At 66.3% G+C, this 15715-nt stretch carries 14 protein-coding genes and 2 pseudogenes; 5 read left to right on the top strand and 11 right to left on the bottom strand.

Annotated elements, in window-relative coordinates; translation table 11 throughout:
• Positions 1–72: 72 nt before the first annotated feature.
• The 7 genes from tnpC to NR810_RS41740 all read right to left on the bottom strand — a co-directional run bounded on the left by tnpC (position 73) and on the right by NR810_RS41740 (position 6445).
• Entirely contained in the window at positions 73–1749 is a 1677-nt protein-coding gene (tnpC, locus tag NR810_RS41770) for an IS66 family transposase (RefSeq protein ID WP_257460874.1), read from the bottom strand.
• Positions 1750–1785: 36 nt separating this feature from the next.
• Positions 1786–2157 (bottom strand): IS66 family insertion sequence element accessory protein TnpB, encoded by a 372-nt coding sequence (gene tnpB / locus NR810_RS41765; RefSeq protein ID WP_257460872.1) that lies wholly within the window; start codon positions 2155–2157, stop codon positions 1786–1788.
• Positions 2151–2528 carry an IS66 family insertion sequence element accessory protein TnpA gene (gene tnpA / locus NR810_RS41760; protein WP_257460869.1) on the bottom strand — a complete coding sequence of 126 codons (378 nt, stop codon included), beginning with the start codon at positions 2526–2528 and terminating at the stop codon, positions 2151–2153. The genes tnpB and tnpA overlap by 7 nt, the downstream gene beginning before the upstream one ends.
• Before the next feature lie 311 nt (positions 2529–2839).
• A complete protein-coding gene (gene mauJ, locus NR810_RS41755; protein WP_257460867.1) occupies positions 2840–3955 on the bottom strand; it encodes a methylamine utilization protein MauJ in 1116 nt (371 codons plus the stop codon).
• A gap of 90 nt (positions 3956–4045) precedes the next feature.
• Positions 4046–4396 carry a hypothetical protein gene (locus NR810_RS41750; protein WP_257460866.1) on the bottom strand — a complete coding sequence of 117 codons (351 nt, stop codon included), beginning with the start codon at positions 4394–4396 and terminating at the stop codon, positions 4046–4048.
• A 610-nt stretch (positions 4397–5006) separates the two neighbouring features.
• Positions 5007–5501 carry a serine/threonine protein kinase gene (locus NR810_RS41745; protein ID WP_257460865.1) on the bottom strand — a complete coding sequence of 165 codons (495 nt, stop codon included), beginning with the start codon at positions 5499–5501 and terminating at the stop codon, positions 5007–5009.
• A gap of 11 nt (positions 5502–5512) precedes the next feature.
• Complete coding sequence (locus tag NR810_RS41740; protein ID WP_257460863.1) at positions 5513–6445, bottom strand: DUF2381 family protein; 933 nt, start codon at positions 6443–6445, stop codon at positions 5513–5515.
• A gap of 604 nt (positions 6446–7049) precedes the next feature.
• Here NR810_RS41740 and hrpA point away from each other — a divergent pair.
• Both hrpA and NR810_RS41730 read left to right on the top strand, forming a co-directional pair.
• Positions 7050–10760 carry an ATP-dependent RNA helicase HrpA gene (hrpA, locus tag NR810_RS41735; RefSeq protein ID WP_257460862.1) on the top strand — a complete coding sequence of 1237 codons (3711 nt, stop codon included), beginning with the start codon at positions 7050–7052 and terminating at the stop codon, positions 10758–10760.
• A gap of 151 nt (positions 10761–10911) precedes the next feature.
• A complete protein-coding gene (locus tag NR810_RS41730; RefSeq protein ID WP_257460860.1) occupies positions 10912–11139 on the top strand; it encodes a hypothetical protein in 228 nt (75 codons plus the stop codon).
• A gap of 82 nt (positions 11140–11221) precedes the next feature.
• Here NR810_RS41730 and NR810_RS41725 read toward each other — a convergent pair whose 3' ends face one another.
• The 3 genes and pseudogenes from NR810_RS41725 to NR810_RS53070 form a co-directional block, all read right to left on the bottom strand.
• The gene (locus NR810_RS41725; protein WP_257460858.1) at positions 11222–11716 is read right to left on the bottom strand and encodes an immunity 21 family protein; all 495 of its coding nucleotides are present in this window, start codon (positions 11714–11716) and stop codon (positions 11222–11224) included.
• 11 nt (positions 11717–11727) lie between these two features.
• Positions 11728–12993 carry a SitA5 family polymorphic toxin gene (gene sitA5, locus NR810_RS41720; RefSeq protein WP_456062044.1) on the bottom strand — a complete coding sequence of 422 codons (1266 nt, stop codon included), beginning with the start codon at positions 12991–12993 and terminating at the stop codon, positions 11728–11730.
• 180 nt (positions 12994–13173) lie between these two features.
• A pseudogene (locus NR810_RS53070) lies at positions 13174–13344 on the bottom strand (transposase); the annotation flags it as partial.
• Positions 13345–13386: 42 nt separating this feature from the next.
• Here NR810_RS53070 and NR810_RS41710 point away from each other — a divergent pair.
• Positions 13387–13581 (top strand): annotated as a pseudogene (locus NR810_RS41710) (LysR substrate-binding domain-containing protein); the annotation flags it as partial.
• 158 nt (positions 13582–13739) lie between these two features.
• Here the strand turns inward: NR810_RS41710 and NR810_RS41705 are convergent.
• On the bottom strand, positions 13740–14348 hold the full coding sequence (locus tag NR810_RS41705) for a TetR/AcrR family transcriptional regulator (protein WP_257460855.1): 609 nt from the start codon (positions 14346–14348) through the stop codon (positions 13740–13742).
• Positions 14349–14437: 89 nt separating this feature from the next.
• On the opposite strand from NR810_RS41705, the gene NR810_RS41700 reads away from it, so the two are divergent.
• Together NR810_RS41700 and NR810_RS41695 are read left to right on the top strand one after the other, a co-directional pair.
• Entirely contained in the window at positions 14438–15352 is a 915-nt protein-coding gene (locus NR810_RS41700; protein WP_257460853.1) for an NmrA family NAD(P)-binding protein, read from the top strand.
• 10 nt (positions 15353–15362) lie between these two features.
• A complete protein-coding gene (locus NR810_RS41695; protein ID WP_257460852.1) occupies positions 15363–15692 on the top strand; it encodes a substrate-binding domain-containing protein in 330 nt (109 codons plus the stop codon).
• Positions 15693–15715: the final 23 nt, after the last annotated feature.

The raw sequence follows: 15715 nt of genomic DNA, 5'->3' as shown, positions 1-15715 counted from the left end.
CGGAGCGGTGCAGCGTGGAGACGGAGATGTGGTAGGGGGCGCGCCGCCTGGTTCGACCGGGAGGAGCGGCGCTCAGGTCGTCGCGGGCGAGGCAGAGGGAGCCCGTGCGGCGGCCTCGCGCGAGGCCTTCCACATGGGCGGCAGCAGTTCCTCGAGTCGGCGCTGCGGCCAGCCCTGGGCGAGTTTCTCCAGCACGTCGGCCAGGTACGCCCACGGGTCCACGCCAGCCAGCACGCAGGTGGCCACCAGCGTGTACACGCACGCGGCGCGCTCGGCTCCCGCGTCACTGCCGGCGAACAGGTAGTTCTTCCTGCCGATGGCAATCTCCCGCAGCCGTAGCTCCGAGGCGTTGTTGTGCAGTGGCAGCCGTGCGTCTTCCAGGAAGCGGCTCAAGGGTTTCCACTGGTTGATGGCATAGCGGCAGGCCTGGGCCAGTGGACTCTTGGGTGGCTCCGCGTTGTATGTGTTGGCCACCCAGCGCCCCAGTTGCTCGGTAATGGGCCGCGAGAGCGTGTCACGCCTGCGCAACCGCTCGGCGTCGTCTACCCGCGACTCACTGGCTTCGCGCTCCACCTCGAAGAGCCGGCCGATGAGGGAGAGAGGCAGCGCCGCCCGCGTGTCGCCGGCTTCCAATGCCTCGACGAAGTAGCGCCGGCAGTGGCTCCAGCACCCCACCTCCACCGCGGTGGCGCCCTGGCGAGTGAAGAGCTTGTCGTAGCCCTTGTACCCGTCCACCAGCAGCCAGCCTTTGCGCTCGTCCAGGAAGGACAGCGGCCCCTCCTGCTTCCAGTCTGGCGTGTACACGAAGGCCGCCCAGGTGGTGTCCCCCAGGTACACCCACATGTGCCCGCGCTTGAGGCCATTGGGGTGCTCCCTGTCGAGCACCTTCAGGTGCGTGTCGTCGCTCTGCAGCACGTGCGAGGCCAGCGCCCTCTGGCCCACCTCCCGCGCCAGCGGCTTTAGGATGTCGGCCCCCGCCGCCACCCAATCCGAGAGCGTCGAGGTGCGCAACTCCACGCCATGGCGCGCGTAAATTCCGCTCAGCCGGTGCAGCGGCAGGGCGTCCTTGAATTTGGACACCAACACGTGGGCCAGCAGGCCCGGCCCTGGCAAGCCCCCCTCAATCACCCTGTCGGCGGGAGGAGCCACCACCAGTCCGTCACCACACGGCCGGCAGGCATACTTGGGACGTACCTCCTCAATCACCTTGAAGTGGCCGGGCACCCACTCCAGCGTCTCGCTCTTCTCCTCACCACAGCGCGTCTTGTCCCTCCCACACGCCTCGCACCGCAGCGCCTCGGGCGGAGGCTGGTGGACGCGCTGCTCGCGCGGCAGGTGGGAGGGCAGCGGGCGGCGCCCGTGTCCCTTGCGCTCCTTTTTTCGTGACTCCTTGTTGGGCGGCTCGGACGAAGGTGGTGCGCCCTGCGCGACGCCAGCGTCCCCGGCACCAGGCGTCGCCGCCTGCTCCTGCTGAGCACCAGCGTCCTGCTGTCCCAGCTGTGTCAGAAACAGCGAGAGTTGCTCGGCCGACAGCTTCTCGCTGGTGCGGCCAAACCGCTGGCGCATCGCCTTGAGCAGGCGCAGCTCCAACTCGGCGTTCTTCTCCACCAGTTGCGTCAGCAGCCCCACCACCAGCTCAATGGCCTGCTCCTCCTGGCCCTCGGCCAGCAGCCCCCGTAGCAGCGCCGCCACGCCGTGCACGTCCGTCCTCTTCTTGCCGGGGGCCTCGCCGCTCATGACGCGCGACATGAGCCACGGCCCGGCCCCTCAACGCAAGAGGTTTTCTCACACAGGTGACTTGAGAGGTGGGGGCTGCCAGCGCGGCCGACGGACGCTGGCCTTCAAATCAATCCCTTCCAAGAGCAGGGTGAGTTCCACCGCCTCGAGCGTCACGGCGCCCGTGTCCTCCGGCGGCGGACGCGGCAGTCGGAAGCTGCCCTTCTCCAGTCTCTTGGCGAAGAGACAGAAGCCTCCAGAGTGCCACCACAGCACCTTCACCATGTCGCGCGTGCGGTTGAAGAAGACGAAGAGGTGTCCACTCAAGGGGTCCTCTCGCAGTACCTGCCGCGCCAGCAAGGACAGCCCGTCGAAGGACTTGCGCATGTCCACCGGCTGGCTCGCCAGGTGGATTCGCACCGAGGCGGGCAGCGTCAGCATGCTTCCTCCAACGCCCTCACCAGCCGCGCCAGCGCGTGCGCGTCGAAGCCGGGCTCCACCCGGACGCGGCGGCCCCGGGCCAGCACCACTTCCATGCTGGCTCCGCTCGGTGCCTGCTGTGCTTGTGACGACGGCTCCGCCTCAACCCGCACCGGGATGAACGCGAGCGCTGGGTTCGCCTCCTCGGCTCTCCGCTTCTTCCACCACCTCAGCCGCTGCGGCCCAAGCCCATGGCGGCGGGCGAACTCCGCCACCGACAGCCCGCTCGCCTCTTGGGCCTTGAGCACCACCTGCGCCTCGGCCTCCGACCAATAGTTGCTTGCCGCAGCCTTCTCCAGCGTTGCGTCCACTCTTTCCGTGTCGCGTCCCATGTCTGCACCTCCTGGAACGCGACCCTGAACGGCTCCTCCCTCTCGCGGAAGGTGTGGTCCGCCGAGTGCTTACCGGCGCACTGACTGCGACGCTCCTGGCCCTCCACGGCCCCACGTTCGCACTGTGGCTGCCTCCCCGCTGGTGCCGCCCAACGGCCCGAGTCGCTGGTGCGTCCGATGCCGCGCCCGTGTGCTCTCCAGGGATCCAAGGTGCCACAGCGCCTGCCCCCTCACCCCGGCAAAGTTCCGCAGCGTGCCATGGGCCGGACGAGTATCACTTTCGAAGGGAGCAGCGACCGAGCAAGGTTGGGCTACGGTGTAGCGGCTGTAGGTATGTTCTTTAGAAATCGAACTACCTGTTCTGCGGCGAGAATGACACTGCGGGCGCAAATACGTGCAAGGAGCAGGTTGTTCGCGACAGTCGCACTGCTGATGTAGTTGCTGGTGACGATGGGCTCTTCGTCTGTTTTTGCGAAATGCGCTATCGCGTCGCGGAATTCACCCTGTAAGTAGTCATTGAAGGCCTGCTGTACACTGCGACCGACCCACTTTCGTGCTTCCCCTTCCAACTCTGGATGGTCCTCGATCCGGATGTCGAGTTTGGGGAACTCAACTGCTCTAGATGCAGCTTCTCGACGTAGGCGCGGGAACAACCATCGAAAGGCGCCTTCCAGCACTTTTGCGTAGCAGAGGAATTGGTAATAGACGCTCGGGTTGGTGAGGGCCTCTCGGTAGAGCGCGTAAAAAGGCCGCAACTCGAGGTCAAAAACAGTCCAATTCCCCGACGGTGTAACCTTGCGGTAGGGGGCCACATAGGATGCAGTCAAGATTCTATTCTTCTCATCCCACAGCGCAACGTACCGAACAAAGATAGGAATATCGTGATTGAACGACATGTGATCTATCAGCGAGGCGAGCACATCGCTGTACTTATTGAGTACCTCTCTTGAGCTTCGTGCACGGCAGCGAAATTCAAGACCAGCAACCTCATTGGTGGAATTCAGAGCCATCTGGACTTCACCGAAGGTTGTCTGGAGGACGGCGAAGTTGAATCCAGGAGGCGCCTCGATAAGAGATGCACCATGAGTTGGATCCACCGAAATGCTCAAATCTCCCGAAAAGGAACCGGGCTCTTTGGCAAGATGAGCAACGATGCGGAAGTCCCGTTCCGAGGTGTCATTCATCGCTGCCATGCTGTACGCATGATCTCCGACAATACCAGGAGCAGGGCCAGCAACAGCGTGCAACTCGTGAGGAATGCCGGGGGCTCCAAGCTTTTCAGGCGGAATTGAGAGCGAAGACGAGCTATTCTCTCCTACTCGGGAAGTCGAGAGATGACGAAGGAGTTTCTTCGCCACCTGCCGGTTCTGTTCTTTTGTTTCTCGCTTACGACGTTCATCCCTCTTCTGCTTCGATCCTTTCGACATTAACGGCTCTCTCCTGCCTACCGACGCGCCGGTCCTGATTCAACTGAGCGGACTGGCCAAGACTGTGCGACATGATGGATTGGCCAGGGGTCACGCGTTCTTGTAATAACTAATCAGTCCGCGACAGAATTCCCGACCAGCCTCGCCTCTTGCTGGCGATGCTTTGAATTGGCTGAATTCCCTAGCGAGCTGCCGCGCTTCTTCGGGGGTGTCTAGAAAATTTGGATCCCGCCAAGAATGATAATAGATAAAGGACTCATACTGCCCAATATGGCTGGGCCCCAAATGCCCGTCGATGATGATTGCCGCATCCATGACCGTCCCCAAGAAGGCTTGAAGCCGTGTCTCGCTGAGACGAGTTGTAGGTGTGACATCGGGCAGATCGCGAATGAGCGAGAAGTCGCCTGAGCGACCAAACATGTGGCCGACAGAGTTCCGCATCCTTCTTATCTCTTCGAGATCCACAGTCATAGCTTCAAGTTGGGGCGGGACGTGCCCGAACAAGGTTCGATAATGGTTGAGCCTCTCTTGCCAGGTCCCTTTGGCGCAGTTTTCGGCAAGATCTATGAATGAATAATCTTTCCGAGTCTTAAGAAGACTAACCCCTTCAATTGCATGAGGTCTGCCCAATTGAACACCGGGATCCGACTCAAGCGCGAGGGACACAACAGAGCGGATGTAAATTTCGAAATATGAAGCTAGAGACATGAGAGCACTGAGTCTTGTCCAATTTTCGAATTCTTTGAACCTTTCATTCCACTCAACAGAGGTCTTTGGAACTCTATGGGCCTCTCGCGTGAAGTGAAATGCGGTGGCAGGTTCCGACGAAGAGAGTTTTATGTGTCTGTGGGCATGGTGTGCTGCTGGTGCATGCGCCCAGTACATGTGATTGAGTTCCGTGTGGTGCTCGCGAAACTTGACGAATGCCCAAGTTTTTCCGCCACGCCAAAGGTTAAATCTTTCAAACCTAATTGCCATTTTTTTCAATCCGAAGTTGATGCGTGGCTCTTGAACGTTTGTCAGTTAAGACACATCTGATCTATATGAAGTTTTAGCGGAAGGCATCGACGACGTATGCCGCTGCGGTGGAGCCGTCGAGGATGGCCATTCCGGGCTTCGACTCGGGCCGCTTCCGCATTTGGTCCCGGCTGAGCCGGGCCACTGCGCAGATAGGGAACTTTTCGCTGTCTGGTGGGTGGGCTTCGTAGTACCGGATCACGACTTGGGCGCCGCTAGTCCAGACCTGTCCGTACAAGCGAGTTGTCGATTCGAGCGTGCCGAAGTCGTCCTTCAGGATGCTCTCAATCGGTCCGTCGTAGAGCGTGAGCTGTTTCGCGTCGAGCTGGTTTGCATCGAGGTCCACCCAGGCGGCATCCCCGACGTGTAGCTTCAGTGCTCGCATCATCCTCTTGGCTTCCTCGGAGCATTCCTGTGGACCTGGAGTGCCGTCCGGGCGAAGCGTCACGCCGCCGGTTGTGGTGGTGCAACCGGAAGACGTAGCGAGCAGGACGATGGAGCTGAGCAGCAGGGCCTTGGTCGTGCGCATGAACGGCACTTCTACTGCCGAACCAGTGTGTGATCCATCGCAACAGCCACCTGTAGGAGACCGTCCCCACGGAAGATCTGGAGGGCCAGGTCGGCGAGCTGCCCCTGGTCCGTCTGGAAGGCGCTCTTGTCCACAACGACCGCGATCTTCCCCGATTGACCGGGAGCGATTTCGTTCCGGTCCATGCGAAGCGCAAAGGGCCGAGCCGTATAGCTGGTGAAGTCGCGCGTTAGGTAGGCACCGTCCAGCTTCCAGGACTCGCCGTAGTAGGTGTTCTTCAGGTGAATCACGACCGCCGCTTTTCCGGGGCCCTCAAAGACCTCGACCCGCGTGTCCATGTCCTCGTTTTTTGAGCGCCAGAATCTCACGCGGCGAAACGGCGTCTTCTTCACCTGTCCGTTCGCAAGCAGGATCGCGTAGGCATGATCGACCGAGTTCTCTTCCTTCTTGAACCGCTCGTTCTCCTCGCTCAGCTTGCGCTCGCGGTTGAGGGAGTCATACAGGGACGAGAGGATCTCGTTGTAGCTGTCGTGGTCCTTGAACACGTTGACCTGATAGTCGATCCATCCCCAGTCCTCGCGCCTCTTGGGCTTCACAAGGAACGTGAACTCCGTCCCGTCAACGAGCGTCACGAGCAGGGGCAGCGCCTCGCCGTCGTCGAGGTCACGCAGCGGCTCTAGAACCACCTTCTTGCCACCTACAAGCGGGGTCTCGAAACGCCCCTCCCACGCCAAGAACTTCGTCTTCTCCGGATCGACCTCCTTCTCGAAGCGGAGCGCCGTCACCACCTGCCAGGAAACGTAGATGGACGGAGCCTCCTGACCTGGATGGGCCGGCACCTTGAGGGTCCGAATCGTGAGCTTTTCTGCCTCATCCCTGGCCAGTGCCGGGGAAGCCATCAGGACGATAAGCAGGCCATACCTGAGAAGTGGGAAAGTGCCCATGGTGGGGCCAACGTAACAGGACGGGTGCAGGGCATTCAATCCTCGCGCCCCCTGCCTGTAGGCTGCCGGTCATCGTCCCTGTTCAGTGAGCCCAAGAATCGCCGGAGCCGACGCGGCAAGGCCCCGCGCGTAGGAACTCGCCAGCTAACAGCCACCCTGTCCGGCACGGGATGGCCGAAGAGGCGAAGGGAGGGAGCCGCATGTGCCCCCAGTGTGCCCCGCCAGCGGGGTTGGAGGGGGAACAGCGCGGGACGGGGCGGGATGATGAACCCGAGGAGAATCAAGGCGATAGCGGGTAACAGCGCGTCCTGCTTGGGGTTTTCCATCGTCCTGCCCACGGGGTCGAATCCCGTCGGGGACACTGAAACTGGGGCCGGAAGCTGCTGGAATCTCAGCGGTTTCCGGAATGTCTCCAAGCCGGAGACGCATCCCGCCCATCCTCCAGCATCTGGATGGCGCGGTGTTTCTCCCCTTCCCCAGGTGCATGTACCGCAGGGCGCATTGGACGCGTGCAGGGAGAATTCCTCCAGGAACGCCGGGCGTGCAGGTGCCCACACGATTCGTCAGGGGCGGAGCGTGCGCTTCAGTGCTAGGCAATGCTGCCATGTCCGGCGACTCACCCGTCCCCATCCCCGGCGGCTTGCCCACCCTGCACTTCCCCCCCGAGCTCCCCATCTCGAGCCGGGTGGAGGACATCACCGCGGCCATCACCGCCCATCAGGTGGTCATTGTCGCGGGGGCCACCGGCTCGGGGAAGACGACGCAGCTGCCGAAAGTCCTGCTCGCCATGGGGCGCGGCCGCCCGCGCCAGATTGGCGTCACCCAGCCCCGGCGTATCGCCGCGACGAGCGTGGCGGCGCGCGTGGCACGCGAGCTCGGCACGGAGCTGGGCACGGACGTCGGCTACCAGATTCGCTTCGAGGACCGCTCGTCCCGGCGGACGGCCGTGAAGTTCATGACCGACGGCGTCCTGCTCGCGCAGATTCACGGCGACCCGCTCCTGAGCCGCTACGACACGGTCGTGCTCGACGAGGCCCACGAGCGCAGCCTCACCATCGACTTCCTGCTGGGGTGGCTCAAGCGCATCCTCCCCAGGCGCCCCGACCTCAAGGTGGTGGTGAGCTCGGCCACCATCGAGACCGAGCGCTTCTCGCGGTTCTTCGGGGGGGCTCCGGTCATCCAGGTGGAGGGCCGTACCTTTCCGGTGGACGTGCTCTACGAGCCTCCCCCCGAGGACGCCGAGCTCGCTGACTCCGTCGCCGATGCGGTGGCCGACGTGCTCTCGCTCGACCCGGACGGGGACGTCCTCGTGTTCCTCCCCGGGGAGCGGGAAATCCGCGAGGCCGAGAATGCCCTGAACGCGCGCGAGCTCCGCGGCACGGTGGTGCAGCCCCTGTATGCGCGCCTGTCGGCCGCCGAGCAGTCGCGCGTCTTCGCCACCATCCCCGAGCGCCGGGTCATCCTCGCCACCAACGTCGCGGAGACGTCGGTCACCATCCCGGGGATCGTGTACGTCGTGGACACGGGGGTGGCGCGCCTGTCGCGCTACGACCCACGCTCGGGCACCACCCGCCTGCACATCGAGCCGGTCTCCCAGGCCAGCGCCGACCAGCGCAAAGGGCGCTGCGGACGCGTGCGCGAGGGGATCTGCGTGCGCCTCTACGACGAGGCGAGCTTCACCACGCGGCCCGCCTTCACCGACCCGGAAATCAAGCGCACCGGGCTCGCGGGGGTCATCCTGCGGATGAAGTCCCTCGGCCTCGGTGACGTCGAGGACTTCCCCTTCCTCGACCCGCCCCAGCCGAAGTCCATCGCCGAGGGCTGGCGGGTGCTCGAGGAGCTCGGGGCCATCGAGGGCAAGGAGCGCACCCTGACGCCGCTCGGGCACCAGCTCGCGCGCTTCCCGGTGGACCCGCGCATCGCGCGGATGATTCTCGCCGGCGCCGAGTACGGGTGCCTGGACGAGGTGCTCATCGTCGCCGCGGCGCTCAACCTGCAGGACCCGCGCGAGCGGCCAAGGGAGCTCGCGCAGAAGGCGGACGAGCTGCACCGGCGCTTCCGAGACGAGCACTCGGACTTCACGGGCCTGCTCAAGCTGTGGGCGTTCGTGCGCGAGGCCGAAGGCCGGGGGACGTCCCACCTGCGGCGCGTGTGCCGGGACAACTTCCTGTCCTTCCTGCGGGTGCGCGAGTGGCGGGACGTCCAGCGCCAGCTCGAGGAGACCGTCCGCGAGCTGCGCCTGCCGCGCAAGGGCCAGGGCGCCCCGGCGCGCGGGGACGCCCTGCACCAGGCGCTGCTCACCGGGCTCCTGTCCCGCATCGGCCAGTGGAATCCGGAGCAGCGCCACTATACGGGCGCGAAGCAGACGCGCTTCATGGTTCACCCCTCGTCGGCGCTCGCGAAGAAGCCCCCTGCCTGGGTGATGGCGTTCGAGCTCGTGGAGACGTCCCAGCTGTTCGCGCGCACCGTGGCGAAGCTCGACCCGGAGTGGCTCGCGGCGGCGGCCCCCCACCTGCTCAAGCGCAGCTACTCCGAACCGCACTGGTCGGAGAAGTCCGCGCGCGCCGTGGTGAAGGAGAGCGCGACCCTCTTCGGGCTGCAGGTCTTCAAGGAGCGCCCCGTGGCCCTGGCCAGCATGGACAAGGAGCGGGCACGGCTGATGTTCCTCGAGCATGCCCTGGTGCGCGGCGAGTACCGCACGCGGGGGGCGTTCCAGGAGAAGAACCGCCAGGTGCTCGAGCGCGTGGCACGCCTGCGGGACAAGGCCCGGCGCAGCGAGCTGCTCGACAGCGAGGCGCTGCTGACGTTCTTCGACCAGCGCGTCCCGGCGGACGTGACGGACGGGGCGAGCTTCGAGGCCTGGCGCCGCAAGGCCGAGGCGGCCGACCCCGACGTGCTCGTCCTCTCCATGGAGGATGCCCTCGCACACGACCCGGGCCTGTCCCCGGCGCACTACCCGGACGCCATCACCCTGCACGGCGCGTCCGTGCCGGTGACGTACACCTTCGACCCCGCGGCCGAGGACGACGGCATCACCCTGAGCGTGCCGCTGCTGCTGCTCGCCCAGCTGGTCCCCGGAGAACTCGACTGGACCATCCCCGGGTGGCAGCGGGAGAAGCTCGCCGCCCTGCTCGAGCAGGTCCCCCGCGCCCAGCGCAAGCAGCTGGGGCCGGTGCCGGACCTGGTCGACCGTCTCGAGAAGGAGCTGGTGCCCTTCCGCGGGCCGATGATTCCAGCGCTCGCGCGTGCGGTGTCCCGGCTGTGCGGCGTGGACCTGCCCGAGGAGTCCCTCCGGGCGGATGCCGTGGCGCCGTACCTGCGCATCACGCTCCGGGTGCTCGACGAGCGGGGAAAGGAGCTCGCGAGGAGCCGCGACGCCGACGCGCTGCTCGAGCAACACGGGGGACGTGCCCGGGCGGCGCTGCGCAGCGCGGCACCGGCCTCGGACTGGGAGCGCAAGGGGCTGACGGCCTGGACCTTCGGAGAACTGCCCCCCGTGGTCACCCGGCGGGTCGGTGGGCTCGAGATCCGCAGCTACCCCGCGCTCGTCGACCGGGGTGCCGCCGTGGACCTGGTGCTGCTCGAGACCTCCTCCGCCGCCGACGCGGCCACGCGCACGGGGGTCCGCCGGCTCCTGATGCTCGCCGCGCGCGGACACGTGGCCGTCAGCGCCGCGCGCATGCCGCCGCCCTTCCCGTCCCTGGACGGCGCGCCGCCCGCGCGGGGCCAGGCCGACGCCTTCCGGGCGCTCGTCCTCGCACGCGCCGTCGACGATGCGTTCAAGCTCGCACCGGGTGCGCCGCTGCCCCGCACGAAGGCGGACTTCGAGGCGCTGGTCCGTGAGGGCTCACCGCGCATCGAGCGTGCGGCCCGGGACTGGGCGGAGGCCGTCATGGCCACCTCCTCGGCGCTCGCCGCGACGCTCGCCGCACTCAAGACAGCATCCAAGGGGCCGAGCGGCTCGGCGGCCGTGCGGGACATCCGCTCGCAGCTCGGGCACCTGTTCCCCGCCAACCTCATCGAGTGGATTCCCTTCGTGCGCCTGCTGGACTACCCGCGCTACCTCCGCGCGGCCCAGGCACGGCTGGCGCGTGCGGTGGCGAACCCCGGCAAGGACGCGGGGAAGGCCGAGCCCTTCACCCCCCTGTGGGAGACCTTCCTCGCCAGGCGCGCCACCGTGCGTGACCAGGAGGCGGCGCGGGAGCTGCGGTGGGCCTTCGAGGAGCTCCGCGTGGCCATCTTCGCCCCGGAGGTGACGACGCCCGTGTCGGTGACGGTGGCGAAGGTCGGCGCGGCCCTCGCGGCGCTGCGCTAGAAGCGAGCGGCTGCGCGGCCGAGACGAGCGCATCGGCATCCTCGCAAAGAAAAAGCCCAGCAACCCGGTGAGATTGCTGGGCTTCTGAATGTGGAGGCGGCGGGAATCGAAGTCGCCTCCGGAGGCTTCCGGCGAGAGCGCTCCAGCGCGGTTGAGAGCCGTTTTCCTGGAAACTCCGGCCAAAATCGACGTGAAGACACTCGGCGCCAGCGCCTCGTCCAGCCTCAGCCAGGACACGACCCGGCGTGAGAACACGGTCTACGCGTTCTTCATCCAGCAGCTCTTCAGCGTCCGCGCGGACATGCGCGGCGAGCGCCCCATCCACGCGCTCTTCAACAACAGCTTCACCGTCGCGGACCTGGAGAAGACGATCCCGTGAAGTAGACCCTTCCCACAGGACTCGTCAGGTCAGCAACCCGGGAACGGGTGAGGAAGAAACCCCGTCGCGTTGGGGGCTCACCTCACCAGCCCGTATGCGGCTCGAACTCATATACGAGGAACTTCATGTCCCGGGCAGGAGCGAACTCGTACACGTGGACACGATAGGCGCCGGGCTCCAACTCCAGCTCGAGGGTGTCGCCGGGATGCTCGCCAGGGGCACCGGCATCCATGAGGACCAGAGGGGAGCCCTCCAGTCGGATGGCAACGGACTCCAGTGGACCTCGAAGCTGGGCAGGTACCATCGCCGCCACGGTGGATTCCGCGACACCGGGCGAGGGCGCGTAGACCCACCTCACCAGGCAAGGCCTTCCGTCCAGAGCGGAGACCGCGGTCTGGAGAGGTTCGTCGCCCAGCACGAGCATCTCGCCCCCGGCCTTTTCGATGACTCCCACGTAGCCCTCGACGCCACAGGCCCGCTCATAGTCGGAAGGCACCCCGTACGTTCCCCGCCAGTGCGGCAGCAAGACCTTGGGGAGGAGCACCAGGGGTCCTCCGGCAGAGGAAATCCACGGCATGGGTTCACCCATCACTTTCGTCGCAGCTCCGCGTTGACCTCGCCTCCCTGCTTGAGGCTGCATGCCTTGCAGTGGGGAAAGAGTCGTTGGGGCTGGCCCGGAGCCAGTTGGCTGGGCGGTTGATGATCCGGGATGAAATCGCCGCTCTTCGTACCAGGATTCCTGGTGCCACACGTGTGGCACCCGTGTTTCCTGCCGATTTCATTCACGGCCTCGCGCTCCGCCGCCGTGAAATCACGCCCGGGCCCTCTGGCGGGGATCGACTCCGAGGCATGTGGTCCAGGCTCGAGCGTACTTCCCGTGGGGAAGCTTACGCCTTCGGGGCGAGCCGACATGGCCACCGCACCGGGGGCAAGAGCGATGGTGAAGGTCCCCTCGGCGGACAGGGCCACGGAGCCCACCTCGCCCACCGCGGCCCACTGCAGGCCCGCCTGGGACTCCGCCAGGGCCGTGGCCCTCACGGCACCGGGCAATCCCGGTCCCTTCACCGCCAGTCCCGCCGTGTTCCCAATCGCCGCCGTCGTCAGCAGGACGAAGACGCGCGCGGAGTTCTTCCCAAGCACCCGGCCAAACCGCTCACCCGCCTCACGCAGCTCAGTGAAGGTGGTAGCCCGATCCGCTTCCAACACCAGCAGACTCCAGCCCTGGATGAGGCTCCAGACGGTGTCCACACCCAAGTAGGCGATGAGGCCGACCGTCAAGCTGGCCGCCACGCCCTTGCTCACCGGCTCGGGCAATACCCAGAGCATCATGTATATGGCCATAGCGGACACGAGGGTGGCTCGTACTGCCTCTGGACTGGCCATGTCCTTCAAGGCGTCCATTGTCTCGTTCCACACCGAGCCGAGGGCGAACTCCAGGGCCAGGGCGTACCGGCCCTCCGCGCCGAACACGAGCTCTTCCTTCAGCAGCGAGAGGCAGTCTCTGGAGCGGCCCTGGCGCTCGCACCAGAGCCGGTAGGCGCGCGTCATTTCAAGACACACCTGGGGGACGGACTGCGTCGCTTCCGCCTCGGAATCCAGGTACAGGCGCTGCCCCGTCCACTTCAGGTAGACCTCCTCGTGCCAGAAGGAGTCGAACATCAGCCGCCGGGCGTGTAGCAGGGGATTTGCGGCAGGCCGTACATCCCGCGCCAGCTCGGCCAGTGACTCCTTGAACTCGCCCGTGCGCAGTTGCACGGGCGACTCGCCGCCACGTGGAGTGACGACGAAGGCATCGCCGTCACCCGTGTCCAGGCGCACGGCCCGGGAGGCGGTGCCACACCCGACGAGCGCCACCAACAGCAGAAACGCCAGCACGAGCGCGATGCCTCGAGGAAACCGCTGCACACCCGCCGGGCGCGAACCAACAAGACACGTGGGCAAGCCACACCTCTCTCCCAGCAAGCCGCTCGGGTTGGACGCTGCGTCCCGAGGAGTAGAGGAAACAAGCGGTGCGCCCGTCAATCGTGCTGGGCGTCTGGCCGGGACGGCGCACTTGCCCTTGCCACCCTCGGCCTCGCGCACCCAGTTGCGCGGAGCCGACTCGGTCAGGTCCAGGTCCTTGGCCACCTGGGGCAGGCTCTTGCCGCCCACGCGCACCAACCGGACCGCATCGGCCCTGAACTCCGGGGTAAAACTCCGCCTCTTCGCTCCATGAACACTACCTCCCGTGTAGCCGACTTATGAGGTGTGTCCACAAAACCGGGGCAGGCTCACTTGCGGCTCACGCTGCTCGATCGCGTGGTCTCGCTGGCCGAGGAGGGCATCGACCTGGGAGTGAGGATTGGATCGCTCCCCGACTCGGCGCTGCGGGCCCGCCTCGTTGGCCATGTGCGCTCGGTCATCTGCGCGAGCCCGGCGTATTTGAAGCGCGCGGGCGTGCCGAAGAACCCGGAGGCGTTGGCCAGCCACGCGTGGCGGCGGTGGCCTTCCTGGAGCTCGCGTCCGAACGGCTGCGTGCTGCTCTTGCACCGCTCGCGCTCCCATGACAGGCCTGCCCTGCGCACGGGCCTCGGCCTCCACCTCTCGCGGCAGTGCTCGGCCTACTTCTTCGTCGGCGCCCGAGCCCGACCCGGCCGAGAAGGGGTACCGTTCCGGTTTTCAGACCGTATGCCGGTGAGCGCGAGGCGCAGCAACCGGCTCGCGGTGGTCGGATCGTCTTCGGTGGCGACGGCGATCGCGTTCGCCAGGAGTATCAGATCCTCCGCGGTGGCGTCGGCGTGAAGCGCGCCCACAGACGAGGCGCGTGTCACCAGAACCTTCAACACGTCGAGCAGCATGCCGGTGCAGCAGATCTCTTCTGGTGAGAGGCCATCCGGGCCGGCCAGCAGCGCAGCGGCAAGCCCGCGATGGGTCGCGGTGTAAACCGTCAGCTCCTCGAGCCATGCGGCCAGCTCAGCGCTGGGGTCCTCGCCCGGCTGCGCGGCTGCCCGCTCACAGAGCTGCGCGACACCGGCGCGGAATACCGCCTCCAACAGCGCCCGCCGCGACGGGAAGTGCCGGTGCAGGGTCGCGGAACCTACCCCCGCCCGCCGCGCGATCTCCTCGAGCGACGCCTGCGCGCCTTCCCTGCCGACCAGCTCCGCGGCGGCGGCGAGGATCCGCTCCCGGTTGCGTCGGCCGTCCGCTCGCAACGTCTTCACACGATCCACGGCGCTCCTCTTCTCGACAAACGGGGTGGTCCTCCATATCTTGCCACCGAAGTCTAAACGGTGGGGCACCCCACTTACAGGAGATCCGCATGAACAGCAGCGCTCCCGTTCTCGTAACCGCCGCCACAGGGCGACAGGGCGGCGCCACCGCCCGGGCTCTGCTGGCCGAAGGCAGCACATCCGTGCGGGTGATGGTGCGCAGCCCGGACGCGCCGAACGCGAAGGCCCTCGCGGCGGCCGGCGCCGAGGTGGTCGTCGGGGATCTCGACGATCCGCGGTCGCTGCGCGCCGCCTGCGCCGGGGCACGGGCGGTGTTCTCGATGCAGTCGCCCATCGTCTCCGCGACCGGCGTGGACTACAGCAAGGAGCGCGAGCAGGGGAAAAACCTCGTCGAGGCCGCGTTGGCCGAAGGCGTCGGCACGTTCGTGCACACCGCGACGTCGGGCGTCGGCGACCACCGTAACGTCGAGGGCTGGGCCGAGGGTCTCTGGAAGTCCCACGAGGACTACTGGGAGAACAAGCTCGCGACCTGCGAGCTCGTGCGCAACGCCGGCTTCGACGGCTGGACCATCATCCTGCCCGCCACCTTCATGGACCAACCCATGCTCGATCCCGCCTGCTTCGCCGACGGGCGGCGGCTGGTCACGGTGATCAGGACCGATCGGCCCATCGGGCTCATCGCCCCGGAGGACATCGGCAAGGCAGCCGCGGCGGCGATCAACGACCCCACCAGGTTCAAAGGTGTGACGCTGCAGCTCGCTGGCGACCTGCTCACGATTCCTCGGATCGCCGAGATCCTCTCGCGCCTCGACGGCAAGGAGTACGTCGTGCAGTCGGGCACGGTCGAGGAGGCCGTCGCCGCCGGCCTGCATCCCGGCGTGGCGCGGGGCCTGACGTACATGAACGTCGCCCCGGTGCTGGCACGGCCCGAGATCGCCCGCTCCTACGGTCTCTCGCCCATGAGCTTCGAGACGTGGGCCCGCCAGCAGCGAAGGATGGCCTGACCCCTGGCCGGTGTGGCTCGCCAGCCAGTTCCCGGTGCCGCGCCGGATTCCCGCCTTTCCCAGCCACCGGTTCGTCTTCCGAAGCAACAGCCTCCAGGCTCAAGCGGCGGCCGCGCAGGCCGGATACGGCATCGTGCTGCTGCCCTGTTTCCTGGCCGCGAGCTACCCTGGCCTCGTGCGGGTCCCGTTCGGCCCGCTTCCGCCCGAGCGCGAGGTCTGGATATTGATGCGCCGCGACGCGGCACGGGCACCCCGGGTCAAGGCGGTGGGAGACCATCTGTTCGAGCTCTTCCGCGACGAGCGCACGCTGCTGTCCGGGGCCCAGGCGCAGGGGGAGTAGCCAGTTGTCCGCGCCGACGCAGG

It is taken from the genome of Archangium lipolyticum (genome assembly GCF_024623785.1).
Taxonomy (GTDB): domain Bacteria; phylum Myxococcota; class Myxococcia; order Myxococcales; family Myxococcaceae; genus Archangium; species Archangium lipolyticum.
This window is presented reverse-complemented; position numbering and strand designations above follow the sequence as displayed.